This window comes from Novosphingobium sp. BL-S-20, assembly GCF_055521635.1.
In genome coordinates this window covers 354,598-370,999 of sequence record NZ_CM145494.1, presented here as the reverse complement: position 1 = coordinate 370,999, position 16,402 = coordinate 354,598, and the positions used below count along the sequence as shown (strand labels likewise).

General features: G+C 66.3%; 19 protein-coding genes. 13 read left to right on the top strand and 6 right to left on the bottom strand.

The features are described from left to right. Nucleotides 1-91: 91 nt before the first annotated feature. Together ACZ1II_RS09445 and ACZ1II_RS09440 are read left to right on the top strand one after the other, a co-directional pair. On the top strand, nt 92-850 hold the full coding sequence (locus tag ACZ1II_RS09445) for a 16S rRNA (uracil(1498)-N(3))-methyltransferase (RefSeq protein ID WP_465146192.1): 759 nt from the start codon (nt 92-94) through the stop codon (nt 848-850). Nucleotides 851-1,109: 259 nt separating this feature from the next. Further along, nucleotides 1,110-2,483: a glutamate--cysteine ligase gene (locus tag ACZ1II_RS09440; protein WP_465146191.1), complete on the top strand. Its 1,374-nt coding sequence runs from the start codon at nt 1,110-1,112 to the stop codon at nt 2,481-2,483. A 41-nt stretch (nt 2,484-2,524) separates the two neighbouring features. On the opposite strand, the gene ACZ1II_RS09435 is transcribed toward ACZ1II_RS09440, so the two are convergent. Then, the gene (locus ACZ1II_RS09435; RefSeq protein ID WP_465146190.1) at nt 2,525-4,123 is read right to left on the bottom strand and encodes a helicase HerA-like domain-containing protein; all 1,599 of its coding nucleotides are present in this window, start codon (nt 4,121-4,123) and stop codon (nt 2,525-2,527) included. A 144-nt stretch (nt 4,124-4,267) separates the two neighbouring features. On the opposite strand from ACZ1II_RS09435, the gene pabB reads away from it, so the two are divergent. From pabB to arfB, 4 genes are read left to right on the top strand one after another with little or no spacing between them, the layout of a single operon-like run. Further along, nucleotides 4,268-6,094, top strand: coding sequence for an aminodeoxychorismate synthase component I (pabB, locus tag ACZ1II_RS09430; protein ID WP_465146189.1), 1,827 nt, complete (start codon nt 4,268-4,270; stop codon nt 6,092-6,094). Next, nucleotides 6,094-7,263, top strand: coding sequence for a pyridoxal phosphate-dependent aminotransferase (locus tag ACZ1II_RS09425; RefSeq protein WP_465146188.1), 1,170 nt, complete (start codon nt 6,094-6,096; stop codon nt 7,261-7,263). Before pabB ends, ACZ1II_RS09425 begins: the two co-directional genes overlap by 1 nt. 1 nt (nt 7,264) lies before the next feature. Further along, nucleotides 7,265-7,918 (top strand): RluA family pseudouridine synthase, encoded by a 654-nt coding sequence (locus ACZ1II_RS09420; protein ID WP_147216563.1) that lies wholly within the window; start codon nt 7,265-7,267, stop codon nt 7,916-7,918. Then, complete coding sequence (arfB, locus tag ACZ1II_RS09415) at nt 7,915-8,331, top strand: alternative ribosome rescue aminoacyl-tRNA hydrolase ArfB (RefSeq protein ID WP_465146187.1); 417 nt, start codon at nt 7,915-7,917, stop codon at nt 8,329-8,331. The genes ACZ1II_RS09420 and arfB overlap by 4 nt, the downstream gene beginning before the upstream one ends. A 220-nt stretch (nt 8,332-8,551) precedes the next feature. On the opposite strand, the gene ACZ1II_RS09410 is transcribed toward arfB, so the two are convergent. Beyond that, entirely contained in the window at nt 8,552-8,728 is a 177-nt protein-coding gene (locus tag ACZ1II_RS09410) for a hypothetical protein (RefSeq protein WP_465146186.1), read from the bottom strand. Nucleotides 8,729-8,851: 123 nt separating this feature from the next. Between ACZ1II_RS09410 and ACZ1II_RS09405 the strand changes: the two genes are divergently transcribed. After that, complete coding sequence (locus ACZ1II_RS09405; protein WP_465146185.1) at nt 8,852-9,400, top strand: NADPH-dependent FMN reductase; 549 nt, start codon at nt 8,852-8,854, stop codon at nt 9,398-9,400. A 45-nt stretch (nt 9,401-9,445) separates the two neighbouring features. On the opposite strand, the gene spt is transcribed toward ACZ1II_RS09405, so the two are convergent. The 3 genes from spt to ACZ1II_RS09390 form a co-directional block, all read right to left on the bottom strand. After that, a complete protein-coding gene (gene spt / locus ACZ1II_RS09400; RefSeq protein WP_465146184.1) occupies nt 9,446-10,684 on the bottom strand; it encodes a serine palmitoyltransferase in 1,239 nt (412 codons plus the stop codon). 11 nt (nt 10,685-10,695) lie between these two features. After that, nucleotides 10,696-10,935 carry an acyl carrier protein gene (locus ACZ1II_RS09395; protein WP_054442290.1) on the bottom strand — a complete coding sequence of 80 codons (240 nt, stop codon included), beginning with the start codon at nt 10,933-10,935 and terminating at the stop codon, nt 10,696-10,698. 328 nt (nt 10,936-11,263) lie between these two features. Continuing rightward, nucleotides 11,264-11,626 carry a response regulator gene (locus ACZ1II_RS09390; RefSeq protein ID WP_147216554.1) on the bottom strand — a complete coding sequence of 121 codons (363 nt, stop codon included), beginning with the start codon at nt 11,624-11,626 and terminating at the stop codon, nt 11,264-11,266. A 58-nt stretch (nt 11,627-11,684) separates the two neighbouring features. Between ACZ1II_RS09390 and ACZ1II_RS09385 the strand changes: the two genes are divergently transcribed. Genes ACZ1II_RS09385 through ACZ1II_RS09365 form a run of 5 tightly spaced genes read left to right on the top strand, consistent with a single transcriptional unit; the run spans nt 11,685 to nt 14,996 of the window. Beyond that, on the top strand, nt 11,685-11,966 hold the full coding sequence (locus ACZ1II_RS09385) for a DUF3572 domain-containing protein (protein WP_465147270.1): 282 nt from the start codon (nt 11,685-11,687) through the stop codon (nt 11,964-11,966). Beyond that, nucleotides 11,963-12,619, top strand: coding sequence for an HAD family hydrolase (locus ACZ1II_RS09380; RefSeq protein ID WP_465146183.1), 657 nt, complete (start codon nt 11,963-11,965; stop codon nt 12,617-12,619). The genes ACZ1II_RS09385 and ACZ1II_RS09380 overlap by 4 nt, the downstream gene beginning before the upstream one ends. A 28-nt stretch (nt 12,620-12,647) precedes the next feature. Next, a complete protein-coding gene (locus ACZ1II_RS09375) occupies nt 12,648-13,112 on the top strand; it encodes a RidA family protein (protein ID WP_465146182.1) in 465 nt (154 codons plus the stop codon). Further along, complete coding sequence (locus ACZ1II_RS09370) at nt 13,093-13,863, top strand: glycerophosphodiester phosphodiesterase family protein (RefSeq protein ID WP_465146181.1); 771 nt, start codon at nt 13,093-13,095, stop codon at nt 13,861-13,863. The genes ACZ1II_RS09375 and ACZ1II_RS09370 overlap by 20 nt, the downstream gene beginning before the upstream one ends. After that, complete coding sequence (locus ACZ1II_RS09365; protein WP_465146180.1) at nt 13,860-14,996, top strand: GNAT family N-acetyltransferase; 1,137 nt, start codon at nt 13,860-13,862, stop codon at nt 14,994-14,996. Before ACZ1II_RS09370 ends, ACZ1II_RS09365 begins: the two co-directional genes overlap by 4 nt. 177 nt (nt 14,997-15,173) lie before the next feature. On the opposite strand, the gene ACZ1II_RS09360 is transcribed toward ACZ1II_RS09365, so the two are convergent. Continuing rightward, nucleotides 15,174-15,527: an SEL1-like repeat protein gene (locus tag ACZ1II_RS09360; RefSeq protein ID WP_465146179.1), complete on the bottom strand. Its 354-nt coding sequence runs from the start codon at nt 15,525-15,527 to the stop codon at nt 15,174-15,176. Nucleotides 15,528-15,847: 320 nt separating this feature from the next. On the opposite strand from ACZ1II_RS09360, the gene dksA reads away from it, so the two are divergent. Next, nucleotides 15,848-16,306 carry an RNA polymerase-binding protein DksA gene (gene dksA / locus ACZ1II_RS09355; protein ID WP_086492403.1) on the top strand — a complete coding sequence of 153 codons (459 nt, stop codon included), beginning with the start codon at nt 15,848-15,850 and terminating at the stop codon, nt 16,304-16,306. The last annotated feature ends 96 nt before the right edge of the window (nt 16,307-16,402 follow it).

The window sequence follows — 16,402 nt, the reverse complement described above, 5'->3', positions numbered from 1 at the left end:
TTCGTGCACATGTGCACGCGGCGTCCGGTTGCGCGCCAAACCGCTTCGCGCGAAAAGGGCGCCGTCAATTTTCCGGAGCATCGACAAGATCATGGCCGCCACCCCCGCCTGGCCCCCGCGCAGCGCGCCGCGCCTTTTCGTCACCGGCCCCCTGGCCGCAGGCGGCAGCATCGCGATCGAAGGCGGACAGGCGCACTACCTCTCCAAGGTCATGCGAGTCGCGCCGGGCGACGCGGTGATCCTCTGCGACGACCAGACCGGCGAATGGGCCTGCGCCGTCACCGCCGCCGGCAAACGCGACGTCACGCTGGAGGTGCGCGACCGCCTCCGCGAGCGCGAGGCCGTGCCCGACTTCTGGCTCTGCGCCGCGCTGCTCAAGAAGCCCAACTTCGATCTCGTGCTGGAAAAGGCCACCGAACTCGGCGTGGCAAAGATCCAGCCGCTCGTCACCCGCCGCTGCGTGGCCGACAAGCTCAACGCCGAACGCGCCGCCACCATCGTCACCGAAGCCGCCGAGCAATGCGCCCGCACCGCCCTGCCCGAAGTGACCGAGCCGGTGAAGCTGGAAGCGCTCCTGCGCGACTGGCCCGAAGACCGCGCACTGTTCTTCGCCGACGAAACCGGCGGCGCACCCGCCGCCACCCGCTTCGCCGCGCATTCCGGCCCGGCGGCGCTGCTGGTCGGCCCGGAAGGCGGCTTCGACGACGAGGAACGCGCGCTCGTGCGGGCGCATCCGATGGCGCAGGCGATTACGCTCGGGCCGCGAATCCTGCGCGGGGAGACGGCGAGTATCGGGGCTACTGCGCTTTGGATGGCGGTTGCCGGGGATTGGTCGGAAGAAAAGGAATAAGCAGGGGCCATCGCCCCTGCACCCCGAAACTGTCGAGGTCACGCGCGACCTATCCGTTGTGCGCCCATGGCTGCGTCGGGAGACATAATGGCTGCGCCGCAGGGAGCGCACGACGGCTAGGTAGCGCGCGACGTGGACATTCCGAGGGTCTGGGGGATCATCCCCCAGGACTTACTCTTTCCTGAGTCCCGCAACAAAACAAACCGCTCGGTACAAAAAGTTGTAGCGTCCGAACGCGGCCCGCACTAACTCCGCCGCCATGAGCACCCGTGAGGTTTCGGATCGCGAAGATCCGGTGATCGAAAGCCTGGACCAACTCGCCGCGCCGATGGCTGCGGGCGAAAAGCCGCGCGAGGCGTGGCGGATCGGTACCGAGCACGAAAAATTCGTCTATGACACGGCTGATCACCACGCGCCGTCTTATGACGAGCCGGGCGGCATCCGCGACATGCTCGGCGCCCTGACCGAATATGGTTGGGCGCCAATCGTCGAAGGCGGCAACGTCATCGCCCTCAAGGGCAGCGACGGCAATGTCAGCCTGGAACCGGCGGGTCAGCTTGAGCTTTCCGGTGCGCCGCTGGAGAATCTGCACCAGACCTGCGCCGAGACCGGGCGCCATCTCGCCCAGGTGAAGACCATCGGCGACCGCATCGGCAAGGCCTTCCTCGGCCTCGGCATGTGGCCGGACAAGACCCGCGCCGAACTGCCGATCATGCCCAAGGGCCGCTACGACATCATGCTGCGGCACATGCCGCGCGTCGGGTCGATGGGCCTCGACATGATGCTGCGCACCTGCACCATTCAGGTCAACCTCGACTATTCGAGCGAGGCGGACATGGTGAAGAAGTTCCGCACCTCGCTGGCGCTGCAACCGTTGGCGACCGCGCTCTTCGCCAATTCGCCCTTCACCGAGGGCAAGCCCAACGGCTATCTTTCCTACCGCAGCCACATCTGGTCGGACACCGATCCCGCGCGCACCGGCATGCTGCCTTTCGTGTTCGAGGACGGTTTCGGCTACGAGCGCTATGTCGACTACATGCTCGACGTGCCGATGTATTTCGTGTTCCGCGACGGCAAGTATATCGACGCGGCCGGGCACTCCTTCCGCGACTTCCTGAAGGGCGAGCTTTCGGTGCTCCCCGGCGAGCTTCCGCGCCTGTCGGACTGGACCGATCACTTGTCCACCGCCTTCCCCGAAGTGCGGCTGAAGTCCTTCCTTGAGATGCGCGGCGCCGACGGCGGCCCGTGGGGCCGGATCTGCGCCCTGCCCGCGCTGTGGGTCGGCCTGCTCTACGACCAGGGCGCGCTCGATGCGGCCTGGGATCTCGTCAAGGACTGGGACATGGAAGGGCGCGAACTGCTGCGTAATTCCGTGCCGAAGCTCGGCCTCGACGCGCCGCTTCCGGGCGGCGGCACCTTGCGCAAGATCGCTGCAGAAGTGATCGACATCTCGCGCTCGGGCCTCGCCTCGCGAGGCCGCCTCAATGCGGGCGGCGACAACGAGACCGGCTACCTCGAACCGCTCGCGCAGATCGTCGCCAGCGGCAAGGTTCCCGCCGAGCGCCTGCTCGACCTCTACAACGGCGAATGGGGCGGCGATCTTTCCAAGATCTACGCGGTGAAGAGCTTCTGAATTAAGTGCGGGGGCGGTCGCAAGACCGCCCCCTTTCTTCATCAGCGCATCAGCCCGCCGATCAGGTTGCGGGCGAACCGGCCTAGGCCCGGAAAGCCAATGGCCTTGCCGAACGCATCGCCCACCGTGCCCGCCGCCGCGCTGGCCGCCGAGGCCTTGGGATTGGCGCGGCTCTTCTTGCCCTGCACCGACTGCGCGAGGATCGACCCGGCGCTCGCCGCAGCCGCGCCTGCCGCCGCCTTGGCGACCTTGCCGCCAAGGCCGTCCCACAGGCTGGGGCTCCGGCGTTCCTGCCTGCCGACTTCCTCGGCGCCCTTTTCCGCCACTTCCTCTGCGGTCGCGGCGGCATCGGCGGCCTTGGCGGCGAGAATTTCCTCGGCGCTCTCGCGGTTCACCGGGGTGTCGTACTTGCCTTCGTAAGGGCTGATCGACTGGATGATCGCCCGCTCCTTCGGCTCCACCGGCCCCAGCCGCGAGCGCGGCGGCGCGATCAGGGTACGCTGGACGACAGTGGGCGCACCCTGATCGTCGAGCGTGGAAACCAGCGCCTCGCCGACCTTCAACTCGGTGATCGCCGCCGCGACATTGAGTTCGGGATTGATGCGGAAGGTATCCGCCGCCGCCTTGATCGCCTTCTGGTCGCGCGGGGTGAAGGCGCGCAAGGCGTGCTGCACGCGGTTGCCAAGCTGGCCCGCGATCTCCTCGGGGATGTCGATGGGGTTCTGCGAGATGAAGTAGACGCCCACCCCCTTCGAGCGAACGAGGCGAACCACTTGCTCCACTTTGTCCTGCAAGGCCTTGGGGGCATCGTCGAACAGCAGGTGCGCCTCGTCGAAGAAGAACACCAGCTTGGGCTTTTCGGGATCGCCGACTTCGGGCAGCACCTCGAACAGTTCGGACAGCAGCCAGAGCAGGAACGTGGCGTAGAGCTTGGGGCTGCGCATCAGCTTGTCGGCGGCGAGCACGTTGATGTAGCCGCGCCCCTTGTCGTCGCAGCGGATGAAATCGGCGATTTCCAGCGCCGGTTCGCCAAAGAACTGCGCGGCGCCCTGACTGTCGAGCGCCAGCAGCTGGCGCTGGATCGTGCCGACACTGGCCTTGGAGATGTTGCCGTACTTCGCCGAAAGCTCCGAGGCATTCTCGGCGGCATGGGCGAGCATTGCTTGCAAGTCGGGGAGGTCGAGCAGCAGCAGCCCCTGCTCGTCGGCATAGCGGAAGACGACGTTGAGCACGCCTTCCTGCGTATCATTGAGGTCCATCAGCCGCGACAGCAGCAGCGGCCCCATTTCGGAGATCGTGGTGCGGACGGGATGGCCCTGCTCGCCATAGATATCCCAGAAGATCGCCGGATTGTCGGAATAGCCATAGTCCGTCAGGCCGATTTCCCTGGCCCGCGATTCGAGAATGGCGGCGTTCTTGAACTGCGGGCTGCCGGACATCGAGATGCCGGAAAGATCGCCCTTCACGTCGGCGAGGAACACCGGCACCCCGGCGGCGGAAAACTGTTCGGCAATGGTCTGGAGCGTCACCGTCTTGCCGGTGCCTGTCGCCCCCGCGATCAGGCCGTGGCGATTGGCGCGCCCCAGGCGCAGGACCTGCCGTTCGTCGTTGGCACCGAGTCCCAGGAAAATCTCTTCCATTCATGCCTCCTTGCACCGTGCGAAAGTGATAGAACGCACCTGCGGCAAGGGCGAGAGGGATTTTGCCGAATCCTTGGCCCCATACCTTGCGACGAAGCGCACTGGTGCCGCCGGGGATCGGGCGCTAAAGGCGCAGTCCAAGCTATGCCCCAGCCCTTCCTCCTTTTCGACGACGCCCGACCTGAGGGCGCAGCCGACGCGCGCATCTACCGCGATCCGGTGGAAATCGTCGTCGCGCAGACCGAAGAGGACGTGGTGCCCGCCCTCGCCCGGATCGAGGCGCTGTCGGCGGAAGGGCTGCATCTCGCGGGCTACCTTGCCTACGAAGCGGGACAGGCGCTGGAGCCGCGCCTTGCCGGGCTGCGCAAGACCGCAGGCCCACTGGTCTGGTTCGGCGCCTTCACCAGCTTCGAGACCGTCCCCGCCGCCGATATCCCGCGCTGGCTGGCCGAAAACGCCCCACTCAATTCGGTAGGGCCGGGTCCGGTCGGCATCGGCCCACTCGATCCGCTGGTCTCCACCGGCGACTATACCCGTGCCTTCGATACGATCCACGGCGCCATCGAGGCGGGCGACATCTATCAGGCGAACCTGACCCTGCCGCTGGAAGGCCCGTGGCACGGCGATCCGCTGGCGCTCTACGCCGCGATCCGCCCCGCCGCCGCCGCCGGATATGGCGCGGCGATCTGCAACGGCGCCGAGTGGCTGCTCAGCTTTTCGCCCGAACTGTTCTTCGCGCTGGACGGGCGCACCGTCACCGTCCGCCCGATGAAGGGCACTCGCCCGCGCGGGCAGGACGAGGCCGAAGACGCGCTGCTGCGCGAGGAACTGGCCACCAGCACCAAGGATCGCGCGGAAAACCTGATGATCCTCGACCTGATGCGCAACGACCTGTCGCGCGTGGCCGAGGCGGGCAGCGTCCGCGTGGACCAGCCCTTCGCGATCGAGAGCTACCCGACCGTTCACCAGATGGTCTCGACGGTCCACGCCCGCCTCTCGCCGGACAAGGGCGCGGCCGATCTGCTGCGGGCGCTGTTCCCCTGCGGATCGATCACCGGCGCGCCCAAGATCCGGGCGATGGAACTGATCGCCGAAGTCGAGCGCCACGCGCGCGGGCCTTATTGCGGCTCGATCGGTTTCATCGAACCTACTGGCGATGCCGCGTTCAATGTGGCAATCCGCACCTTGCGTCTGACGCCGGACGGCAAGGGCACTGCTGGTAAAAGTTTAAGAGGTCGGGCCACGCTCGGCGTCGGTTCGGCGGTGGTCGCCGATTCACAAGCGCTTCCCGAATGGCGGGAATGCCTGGTCAAAGGGGGTTTCGTGCGAGATTCGGCAGGGGCAACTTCACCCGCCAGTTTCGATCTTGTCGAGACGATGCGTTTCACGCCCGAAGAGGGCATCCCGCTGCTGGAACTCCATCTGGAGCGGGTCCGAGCCAGTGCAGAGGCGCTGGGTTTCAGTTTCGACCGCCATGCCGTGCGCAATGCGATCCAGGCGCTCTGCTTCGATGCCGATGCGCCTGCCAAGCTGCGTCTCGTCACCGCGCGCAGCGGCGCCTATTCGCTGGAACTGGCTGAACTACCCGCAGAGTTCGACGGTCCGGTAACGGTCGGCGTGCTGCCGCTTCCGGTCGACAGCGGCGACTGGCGCCTGCGCCACAAGACCAGCGATCGCGGTTTCTACAACGCCGGTCTGGCCGTGGGGAAAAGCGCCGGAGCACAGGAAGTGCTGTTCCTGCGCGACGACGGACTGCTGACCGAAGGCTGCTTCACCAGCCTCTTCGTCGAGCGCGACGGTGTCTTGCTGACCCCCCCCGCGTCGCTCGGCCTGCTGCCCGGCGTGCTGCGCCGCTCGCTGATCGAGCAGGGCCGCGCGGTCGAGGCGGACCTGACGCTGGACGACCTTGCGGACGGTTTCCTGATCGGCAATGCCCTGCGCGGCCTGATGCCTGCACGGCTGCTCACCTGATGCATACCTCCGCAGCCCTTGCCCGCATCGCCCCCTCGGGGACGACCGCGATGACCGACCGCGCCATCGCCTTGCGCGAATCCGGCATCGACGTGATCTCGCTCTCGGTCGGTGAGCCCGATTTCGACACCCCGCCCCATGTGATCGAGGCCGCCAAGGCCGCGCTCGACGCCGGGCAGACCAAGTACACGGCGGTCGGCGGCACATCGCAGCTGAAGCAGGCCGCCGCGCTGCACTTCCAGCGCGATCTCGGCATCGAGGTTCCGCCTTCGCAAGTGACGGTCAGCGCGGGCGGCAAGCAGGCGATCTTCCACGCGATGCTGGCAACGGTCAGCGAAGGCGACGAAGTGATCGTGCCCTCGCCGTGGTGGGTCAGCTATCCGGAGATCGTGCGCTTTGCAGGCGGCAAGGTCGTGCCGCTGCGCACCTCGCCCAAGGACAACTTCCGCTTCACGCCCGCCGATCTGGAAGCGCAGATCGGCCCGCGCACGCTCTGGGTGCTGCTCAACAGCCCCGGCAACCCGACCGGCGCCTATTATCCCGAAGACATGCTGCGCGGCATCGGCGACGTGCTGCGCCGCCACCCGCGGGTGATGGTGCTGTCCGACGATATCTACGCGCCGATCAACTATACCGGACGCCCGCATGTGACGCTGGCGAACCTCTGCCCCGATCTGGCCGACCGTATCCTGACCGTCTCCGGCGTGTCCAAGAGCCACGCGATGACCGGCTTCCGCATCGGCGTCGCCGCCGGGCCGCAGTGGCTCATCAAGGCGATGGAAAAGCTCCAGTCGCATTCCTCGGGCAATCCCTGCTCGATCAGCCAGGCCGCTGCCGTCGCCGCTTTCGAAGGCCCGCAGGATTTCCTGACCGCATGGCGCGAACGGTTCCGCCAGCGGCGGGACAAGGTGGTGGCCGCCATCAACGCGATTCCCGGCCTGTCCACACCCTCGCCCGATGGCGCGTTCTACTGCATGATCGATGCGACTCCGTTGATGGACCGTTTCGGCGGGGACGACGTGAAGCTGACGCTGCACCTGCTGGAACACGGCGTCGCGCTGGTCCCGGCCTCGGCCTTCGGCGGGCAGAACGGTTTCCGCATCAGTTTCGCCGCGGATGACGCGCGGCTCGAAGAAGCGCTGCGGCGCATAGAGAAAGCATTGACGTAACATGGAACTGGAAATCCTCTTCGAGGACGGCGAAGCGCTGGTCATCGACAAGCCCGGCGGCCTGCCGCTCGATACGCCGCGTGCCGGCGGGCCGAGCCTCGAAGACCGGCTGGACGAGCTGAAGCTGGGCTTCCAGCGCCTGCCCGCGCCGGTACACCGGCTCGACCGCGACACTTCGGGCTGCCTGCTGCTGGCGCGCAACCCGAAGGCGCTGAAGCGCTTTTCCGCCGCTTTCGAGGAGAAGCAGGTCCAGAAGCGCTACCTCGGCATCGTCGCCGGTACGCTGACGGAAGAGGAAGGCACGATCGCGCTCAACCTCTCCAAGGTCAGCACGGTCAAGGACGGCTGGCGGATGATCCCGGCCAAGAAGGGCAAGCCCGCCGTCACCCACTGGCGCAAGCTGGACGAGAAGAACGGGCTGACCCTCGTGGAATTCCGCCCCGAAACCGGCCGCACCCACCAGATTCGCGTCCATGCCGCTTCCGGCCTTGGCCACGCGCTGCTGGGCGATCCGGTCTACGGTTCGAGCAAGGGCGCGCCGCGTACCATGCTGCACGCAGCCGGTCTCACCGTGCCGCGCGGCGACAAGGAGCCGATCGTTGCCGTGGCGCCGCTGCCGCGCGATTTCGCCGCGCTCGGCTTCAGCGATGAATGAGCGATATTGAAGCCACGATAGACCGCGCCCAGGCCCTGGCGAGCGAGAGCTTCATCGCCGCCTCCGGGCCGGGCGGGCAGAATGTCAACAAAGTGGCGACGGCGGTCCAACTGCGGATCAACGTCTATGCCCTGCGGCTTGCTCCTCCGGTCTTCGCACGGCTGAAGGAACTGGCGGGCAGTCGCATGACTTCGGGCGGAGAACTGATGTTCACCGCCCGCCGCTTCCGCACCCAGGAAGCCAACCGCGCCGATGCCCGCGAACGCCTCGCGGAAATGCTGCGGGATGCCCACAAGCTGCCCGAAAAGCGCGCCAAGAGCCGCCTCAACCGGGTGGGCAAGGAACAACGGCTGAAAGGCAAGAAGCTGCGCGGCTCGGTCAAGGCCGGGCGCGGCAAAGTCAGCTTCGACTAGGACGGATCGACATCCAGCCCATGCGGGCCTGCGAAGCGCGATTTCCTGCGCTTCGGTGCTCACGGACCGAAAGTCCGCTGCGCTCCGATGCTCGAAAACCACACTTCTCGGCTCCACCTGGACTGGATGTCGATCCGTCCTTCAGTTTCCACCTCACCGTCGTCCCCGCGAAGGCGGGGATTGCAGCCGTCGTATCCGGCGTTCAAGCCTGCGCCCGAGCCTAATTCTCCGCCGCAGCCGAAGCAGTCGGCGCGGGCCGTGCGTCGAACATCTCCGCCGCCTCGTCCAGCGCCCGCGCTTCGCCGACCGTGACGCTGCCGGGTCCCGGCGCGGGGTCGGACCGGCCGCAGGCGGTCAGCAACAGCACGGCGATCAGGCAGCCGGACAATCTGAACATCAGCGCATGGACCTCACAGGCGAACACCCCCTCCCAAGGTATAGTCCGGCCCGCGCGGACTTCCAACCGGCGCAGTTTGCCCCGATATCGGTCCCCCGCAGCAACCTGTCATGAGGAGTCGTCATGTCCAAGATCGTCGTCGTCGTCGGAAGCCTCCGCGCCGAATCGTACAACCGCCAGTTCGCAGAGGCGCTGATCCGCCTGCCCGCCGCCTCGGGGCATGAATTCGTCTTTGCCGATATCGGCAATCTGCCGCTCTACGACCAGGACCAGGATGGCGACCAGGCACAATCGGTGAAGGACCTCAAGGCGCTGGTGCGCAGCAGCGACGGCGTGATCTTCGTGACGCCGGAATACAACCGCTCGTTCCCCGGCGTGCTCAAGAACGCCATCGACAATGCCTCGCGCCCCTATGGCGACAGCGCCTGGGCGGGCAAGCCTGCGGGGGTGATCGGGGTGTCCGTCGGCGCGATAGGCACCGCGCTGGCGCAGCAACACTTGCGCAACGTGCTCGGCTATCTCGACATGCCGACCCTCGGCGCGCCGGAAGCCTTCATCCAGTGGAAGGACGGTCTCGTCACGGCGGACGGCACAATCGGCGAGCAGTCCGCCGGTTTCGTCGGCGGCTGGCTGGAAGCGTTCCTCAAGCTGGTGGAACGCCACAAGGATTGATGGAAAACCGTCGTCCCGAGGCGAACCTCGGGACGACGGATCATCTTAGGCCAGAATACCGGCGGTCTTGCCCGCACGGGTGAACATGCCGATGATCTGCTGGACCTGTTCGGCCGAGTGTTCGGCGCAGAGCGAGCAGCGCAGCAGGGTCATGTTGGCAGGGGTTGCCGGCGGACGCGCGAGGTTCACGTAGAGACCTTCGTGCAGCAGCGCTTCCCACATCATCGCGCCGCGTTCGAGATCGGGCATGATGACGGCGATGATCGCGCTCTGCGGTTCCTCGGTGCCGAGCTGGAAGCCCGCATCGGTGAGGCCCTTGTGCAGCGTGCGCGAGCTTTCCCAGAGATGCGCGCGCTTCTCCGAAGCCGTCATCAGCTTGCGGATCGAAATCGTCGCGGTGGCGACGACGCTGGGCGGCAGGCTGGCGGTGAAGACGTAGGGACGGCAGACCAGACGCATGATCTCGAACTTCGGGTGGTTCGAGACGCAGAAGCCGCCGACCGTGCCGACCGACTTGGAGAACGTGCCGATCACGAAGTCCACGTCGTCGAGGCAGCCCTGGTCCTCGGCCACGCCGCGACCGTTGGGGCCGATGAAGCCCATAGAGTGCGCTTCGTCCACCAGCACCATCGCGCCGTACTTCTTGGCGACCGCGATCATCTCCTTGAGCGGAGCGATATCGCCCAGCATCGAGTAGACGCCTTCCAGCACGACCAGCTTGCCCGCGCCTTCGGGAATGCGGCGCAGGCGCTTTTCCATCGCCTCGATGTCGTTGTGCTTGAACGGCACGACTTCGGCGTCGCCCATCTTGCAGCCGTCCCAGATGGAAGCGTGGCTGTCGATGTCGAGGATGATGTAGTCACCCTTGCCCGCGATCGTCGAGATGATGCCGAGGTTGGCCTGATAGCCGGTCGAAAACACCATGGCGTGCTTCATGTCGTAGAAGTCGCATAGCGCTTCCTCGACCGCCTTGTGCCCGGCGTAGGTGCCGTTGAGCACGCGGCTGCCGGTAGTGCCCGCGCCGAAATCGTCCAGCGCCTGCTTGCCTGCCGCGATCACGTCCGGATCGAAGGTCATGCCCATGTAGTTGTAGGTGCCGAGCAGGATCGTCTCGCGCCCGTTGCACATGGCCACGGTGGGCGAGATCACCTTTTCCATTACGAGGCCGAAGGGATCGGTAACGCCGGTGGAGAGCAGATCGCGGCGCATTTCGATCAGGGGATCGAACTTGCTGAACAGGTCGGTGTGGGCCTGCGTCTCGTTTTCGCTGAGCATATCGGTCATCGCGAAGTCCTTCAGCCCTGGAGCTTGACCACGGCGTCGACGAGCTGGCCGTAGTTCTCGATCTCGGCCTGCTGGTTCATCGAGATGATGATGTCGAACCCGTCCTCGATTTCGGCAACGAAGTCCATGACGGTCAGGCTGTCGAATTCGAGATCGTCGGTGAAGCGGGTCGCGTCGGTAATCTCGACGCCCTTCTTGTTGAAGGGCTCGATCAGCGCGGCGATGCGGGCCGAGGTCTCTGCGCGGTCCATGGTTCTTCTAACTCCGGTAATTTCAGGCGGCGCTCTGGCCGATAATTGCGGCGCAAAAGCGGCGGCGGGGCAAACTGTCAAGCAGCCTGTAGCGCAATCCTTTCCTGCGGGGGAGAGAAGGATGGCGTTACCGGCACATACTCTTCAGCCCATACTGTCGTCACCCTGAACTTGGTTCAGGGTCCATTGTGCCTTCCAGCGCGGTGCCTCGAAGGCCTGAACCGACAGGGCAGCTTGTAACACGGCACTCCAGCCTCGACTGCCCGATGGACCCTGAAACAAGTTCAGGGTGACGATGGGAATGGGGCGCGAATGGAGCAAATTCCCCTTACAGAAGCGCGCGGACTGCCTGCATGAACGGCCCGATCGACACCGGCTTGGCGAGATAGCCTTCGGCGCCTGCCTCGCGGATGCGCTCCTCGTCGCCCTTGCCCGCATAGGCGGTGACCGCGAGCACCGGAATCGTGCGCAGGACCGCGTCTTTCTTGGCCGCCTCGATCAGGTCCAGACCCGAGACATTGGGCAGCTGGATGTCCATGATGACGAGGTTGGGCACGAACTGGCGCGCGCGCTCCAGCGCGTCGAGGCCGTCGGCCACCGGCTCCACGGCGAAGCCCTGGCTCCTGAGCACATCGCAAAAGAGCTTCCGATTGAGGTCGTTGTCCTCGACAACTAGGATACGCTTTGCCATTCGACGCGGGATCACCATCTAGGGCCGGGGAAACCCGCTCTATGACACGCAAGCGAGACTGACAATTCTTCGAGAGTCGCCATCCCCATCGCAGGACCCGCAGGCTCTGGCACTCGCCGCGCTCGGCTGGGTGCTGACCGACCAGGACCGTGCAGAGCGCTTCCTGGCGCTGACCGGCCTGACGCCGGACGTCCTGCGCGCCTCGCTGGGCCAGCCGGCGACTATGGCAGCGGTGCTGGAATTCCTCTGCTCGCACGAGCCGGACCTCGTCGCTGCCGCCGAGGCGCTGGAAGTTTCGCCGGAAACGCTGGCCCGCGCCCGCGAAAGGCTGGGCGCATGACGAATCGCTCGGGCCGCCCCCTGCTCATCACCGACTGCGACGAAGTGCTGCTCTACATGGTCACGCATTTCCGCGACTGGCTGGCCGAGGACGAAGGCGTGACTTTCGCGCTCGATCGCGGCGAGTTCGCAGGCGCCATGCGTCGCACCGCAACCGGCGATCTGCTGGAGCAGGCGGAAATGTGGTCGCTGCTGAACAAGTTCTTCGACGGCCAGATGCACCGCCAGACCCCGGTGGACGGCGCGGTCGCGGCGATTCGCGAGATCGCCGCCCATGCCGATGTCGTCGTGCTCACCAATCTCATGGATTTCCGCCAGGAAACCCGCCGCCAGCAATTGGCGGAGCACGGCATCGACGTGCGCGTCTTCACCAACCAGGGGCCGAAAGGTCCGGCGCTGAAGGCGATTCTCGACGAATACCAGCCCTCGCGCGCGGTCTTCGTGGACGATCTGGCCCAGCACCACGGCTCGGTGGCGGACTTCGCGCCCGAGATCGGGCGCCTGCACCTCTGCGCCGAGCCGCTGCTCGCTCCGCATATCGCCTGCGCCCATGTCGCCGGTCACGCCCATGCGCGAATCGACCGCTGGCAGGACGCCGCACCCTGGTTGATCGACTGGCTGACGCGCAGCGACGCCGCCAAGACCGAATCCTGAACACCTCCCTCACAAGGAAGCCCCTAAGATGAGCGCTATCGAAACCCGCCTGGCCGAGCTTGGCCTTACCCTTCCCGAACCCGCCGCTCCCGTCGCCGCCTATGTGCCGGTGGTCGTCGCGGGCGGCCTCGCCCATGTCTCGGGCCAGCTTCCCTTCGTCGAAGGCAAGCTGGTGACCGGCCGCCTCGGCGAGAACGTCGATCTGGAAGCGGGCGTCGAGGCCGCGCAGGCCTGCGCGGTGATGATCCTGGCCCAGCTCAAGGCCGCGCTCGGCTCGCTCGACCGCGTGGAGCGCGTGGTCAAGCTGGGCGCCTTCGTCAACTCCACGGGTGACTTCACCGACCAGCCCAAGATCGCCAACGGCGCTTCGGAACTGATGGTCGCGGTGTTCGGCGAGGCCGGGAAGCACGCCCGCAGCGCCGTCGGCGTGCCGGTGCTGCCGCTCGGCGCCGCCGTCGAAGTGGACGCCATCGTTGCCGTTCGCCCTGCTTGACCGCTGGCTTTCGCCGCCGCCCGATCCGCGCAAGGTCGCGTGGATTGGCGGGCACGACTATGCCCATCGCGGGCTGCACGGCGCGGTCATTCCCGAAAACTCGCTCGCGGCCTTCCGGCTGGCGATCGAGGAGGGCTATGGCATCGAACTCGACGTGCAGCGCGCGGGCGACGGCACCCCGGTGGTCTTCCACGATTCGGTGCTGGACCGCCTGACCGGCGAAAGCGGCGAGATCGCGCGCCGCAGCGCCGCCCAGCTTGCCGCCGTGACCTTGGGCGGAACCGCCGAGAGCATTCCCAGCCTGCGTCAGGCACTCAACCTGATCGACGGCCGCCAGCCGGTGCTGATCGAGCTGAAATCCTCGCGCACCGCCCGCATCGCCGCGCTCTGCCTGGCTGTGCGCCGGGTGCTGGAGGGCTATACCGGCCCTCATGCGGTCATGAGTTTCGACCCACGCGTCTCGCGCTGGTTTCGCCGCCATTCCCCGCACACGGTGCGCGGGCTGATCGTCTCCGAAGGCGAGGATCGCGCCCTGCCCGGCAAGATCCGGCGCCGTCTGGCGCTCTGGCAGGCCGGGCCGGACTTCCTGGCCTATGACATCCGCGACCTGCCCAGCCGCTTCGCCGCCGCCCAGCGCAGGCGCGGACTGCCGCTGGCGACTTGGACGGTGCGCCGCCCGGACCATCACGAACGCGCCGCAACCCATGCCGACGCGGTGATCTTCGAGCGGTCCTCGGAAGAACCGGCATGAGTGACGGCGGGTTCGTCGCCCGGCTCCACGGCGCGGTGGGCGGACTCCCGGCCGACGAATGGGACGCCCTGACCGGCGGCGGCAATCCCTTCGTCTCCCACGCCTTCCTCGCCGCCATGGAGGAATCGGGCAGCGTCGGCGAGGGCACCGGCTGGACCCCGGTGCCGATCACCGTCGCCGGGCAGGACGGTCGGCTGGCGGCGGCACTTCCGGCCTATCTCAAGCAGCACAGCCAGGGCGAATATGTCTTCGACCATGCCTGGGCCGATGCCTGGCACCGGGCGGGCGGAGCCTACTATCCCAAGCTCCAGATCGCCGTGCCCTTCACCCCGGCGACCGGCCCCCGGCTGCTGACGCCGCATCCGGAGCTGGCACCAGCGCTGATCGCCACAGCGGAATCGATCTGCCGCGACAATGGCCTCTCCTCCGCCCACGCGACATTCATCGAACCGGCGCAAGTCCCGTTCTTCGAGGCAGCAGGCTGGCTGCTGCGCGAGGATATCCAGTTCCACTGGGAAAACCGCGGCTATGCCGAGTTCGACGGCTTTCTCGGCGCGCTTTCCTCGCGCAAGCGGAAGGACATCCGCAAGGAGCGTGAAAAGGCGCAAGAAGGCATCGAGATCCGGCACCTCACCGGAAACGACCTCCGCGAGGAGCACTGGGATGCCTTCTGGGCCTTCTACCAGGACACTGGTGCCCGCAAATGGGGCCATCCCTACCTGACCCGTGAGGCCTTCTCGCTATTGGGCCAGACGATGGCCGACCGCATCCTGCTGGTGCTCGCTTATATCGACGGTCAGCCGGTGGCGGGCGCGCTGAACTTCATCGGCAGCGACGCGCTCTACGGACGCTACTGGGGGGCGGTGGTGGACAAGCCCTTCCTGCATTTCGAACTGTGCTACTACCAGGCGATCGATGCCGCCATCGCACGCGGCCTGTCGCGGGTGGAAGCGGGCGCGCAGGGCGGCCACAAGCTGGCGCGCGGCTACGAGCCGGTGCGGACGGTCTCGGCGCACTACATCGTACACGAGGGGCTGCGCGCCGCTATCGCCGACTATCTCGAACAGGAACGCGCGGGCATTGCAGGCGACCAGCTGCTGCTGGATGGACGGACGCCGTTCCGGAAGGCCTGAGGCCCGGCCCAGATCTCCTGAAAATGCACTATTACCTCACCACTAATACCCCGTCGTCCCCGCGAAGGCGGGGACCCCGCTTGTTCTTGCAGCGTGGCGCGAAGGAAGCGCCCCCCCCCGCCTGCGCGGGGGCGACGATTTAGGTGATGAACGTGTCAGGAGCCGCCGGGAACCGCGTCAGGCCGCTTGCCGCGACGACGCCGCCAGCCACTGACGCGCACGGCGCTGGGCTTCGGCGATCTCGCGCGCGGTCATGTTCTCGGCCACATCGGCACGGCACTGTGCGGCTTCCTCGTCCCCGGCAACGGCGGCGAGGTTGAACCACTTGTGTGCCTCGATCAGGTCGCAGGCGGCGCCGTGACTGCCGGTGGAGAACACCACGCCCAGGTCGAAACAGGCCGAACCGTCACCCATCGCCGCCGCGGCAAGACGCTCGGGCAGGAACAGGTCTCCAGCCTCGCCATCGGCGGGTTCCGCGATGAACCGAGCCGGTTCGATAAGGCGCTCGCTTGCGATCCAGTCCTGTTTCATAGTCAGCTAACCCCCGGTATGCCGCCTCTTGCGGCCCGATGAAAAGAAGCTGGCACCAGGTTGGTCAATAAAGCGTTAAGCATAAGCCTGAAGCAATCCCTGTAAGTTTACGCAGTAGGTTCGGGAAAGAAACTTGTGCATGACCCGGTGGGATACCGGCGACGCCTCAGGTTTTTTGTGGACTGCCATGGTTATAGCCTTGTGCAGGTAAGGGGGCGGCCCTATAGGCCGCGACACCGCGGTTTGCCGGGAGGCCACTGGAAAAATCCGGGGTCGCAGGGCGTAGGCAGGCCGGGGGGATTCGTGCGGAGATTCTCTGGATGGCAACGGCCCTAGCTGACGAAATTGATGTCCTCGCCAAGGCCAAGCGTATGCTTGGCGGTTCTTATGTTCCCGTCGAGAACGAAGCCTACATGTGCGAGGCTCAGCAAGACTACTTCCGGCGGCTTCTGCTCGCCTGGAAAAAATCGATCCTCGACGCCGCCGCCGGTACGCTGGCACAGCTTCAGGACGGCCCGATCCGGGAGCCCGACCTCAACGACCGCGCTTCCAGCGAGACCGATTGGGGTATCGAGCTGCGCACCCGCGACCGCCAGCGCAAGCTGATCGCCAAGATCGATTCCGCGCTGCGCCGGATCGAGGAAGGCGAATACGGCTATTGCGAAGTGACCGGCGAACCGATCGGCCTCGGCCGTCTCGAAGCCCGTCCGATCGCGACCATGACCGTGGAGGCCCAGGAAGCGCACGAGCGCCGCGAAAAGGTCTCGCGCGAGGAATAATCTTCTCGCATTTTCAGTCTTTTCGCCCCGCTTTTCCGACATGCCCGGCGTGTCCGTCAATCGGGGCGTTAAGACTTTGTTTGCCGTCCTCCTGTA

What these genes read in the sequence shown, in the direction of transcription:
- ACZ1II_RS09445 (WP_465146192.1), top strand. Translation starts at nt 92, where the DNA reads ATGGCCGCCACCCCCGCCTGGCCCCCGCGCAGCGCGCCGCGCCTTTTC.
- ACZ1II_RS09440 (WP_465146191.1), top strand. Translation starts at nt 1,110, where the DNA reads ATGAGCACCCGTGAGGTTTCGGATCGCGAAGATCCGGTGATCGAAAGC.
- ACZ1II_RS09435 (WP_465146190.1), bottom strand. Translation starts at nt 4,123, where the DNA reads ATGGAAGAGATTTTCCTGGGACTCGGTGCCAACGACGAACGGCAGGTC.
- pabB (WP_465146189.1), top strand. Translation starts at nt 4,268, where the DNA reads ATGCCCCAGCCCTTCCTCCTTTTCGACGACGCCCGACCTGAGGGCGCA.
- ACZ1II_RS09425 (WP_465146188.1), top strand. Translation starts at nt 6,094, where the DNA reads ATGCATACCTCCGCAGCCCTTGCCCGCATCGCCCCCTCGGGGACGACC.
- ACZ1II_RS09420 (WP_147216563.1), top strand. Translation starts at nt 7,265, where the DNA reads ATGGAACTGGAAATCCTCTTCGAGGACGGCGAAGCGCTGGTCATCGAC.
- arfB (WP_465146187.1), top strand. Translation starts at nt 7,915, where the DNA reads ATGAGCGATATTGAAGCCACGATAGACCGCGCCCAGGCCCTGGCGAGC.
- ACZ1II_RS09410 (WP_465146186.1), bottom strand. Translation starts at nt 8,728, where the DNA reads ATGTTCAGATTGTCCGGCTGCCTGATCGCCGTGCTGTTGCTGACCGCC.
- ACZ1II_RS09405 (WP_465146185.1), top strand. Translation starts at nt 8,852, where the DNA reads ATGTCCAAGATCGTCGTCGTCGTCGGAAGCCTCCGCGCCGAATCGTAC.
- spt (WP_465146184.1), bottom strand. Translation starts at nt 10,684, where the DNA reads ATGACCGATATGCTCAGCGAAAACGAGACGCAGGCCCACACCGACCTG.
- ACZ1II_RS09395 (WP_054442290.1), bottom strand. Translation starts at nt 10,935, where the DNA reads ATGGACCGCGCAGAGACCTCGGCCCGCATCGCCGCGCTGATCGAGCCC.
- ACZ1II_RS09390 (WP_147216554.1), bottom strand. Translation starts at nt 11,626, where the DNA reads ATGGCAAAGCGTATCCTAGTTGTCGAGGACAACGACCTCAATCGGAAG.
- ACZ1II_RS09380 (WP_465146183.1), top strand. Translation starts at nt 11,963, where the DNA reads ATGACGAATCGCTCGGGCCGCCCCCTGCTCATCACCGACTGCGACGAA.
- ACZ1II_RS09375 (WP_465146182.1), top strand. Translation starts at nt 12,648, where the DNA reads ATGAGCGCTATCGAAACCCGCCTGGCCGAGCTTGGCCTTACCCTTCCC.
- ACZ1II_RS09365 (WP_465146180.1), top strand. Translation starts at nt 13,860, where the DNA reads ATGAGTGACGGCGGGTTCGTCGCCCGGCTCCACGGCGCGGTGGGCGGA.
- ACZ1II_RS09360 (WP_465146179.1), bottom strand. Translation starts at nt 15,527, where the DNA reads ATGAAACAGGACTGGATCGCAAGCGAGCGCCTTATCGAACCGGCTCGG.
- dksA (WP_086492403.1), top strand. Translation starts at nt 15,848, where the DNA reads ATGGCAACGGCCCTAGCTGACGAAATTGATGTCCTCGCCAAGGCCAAG.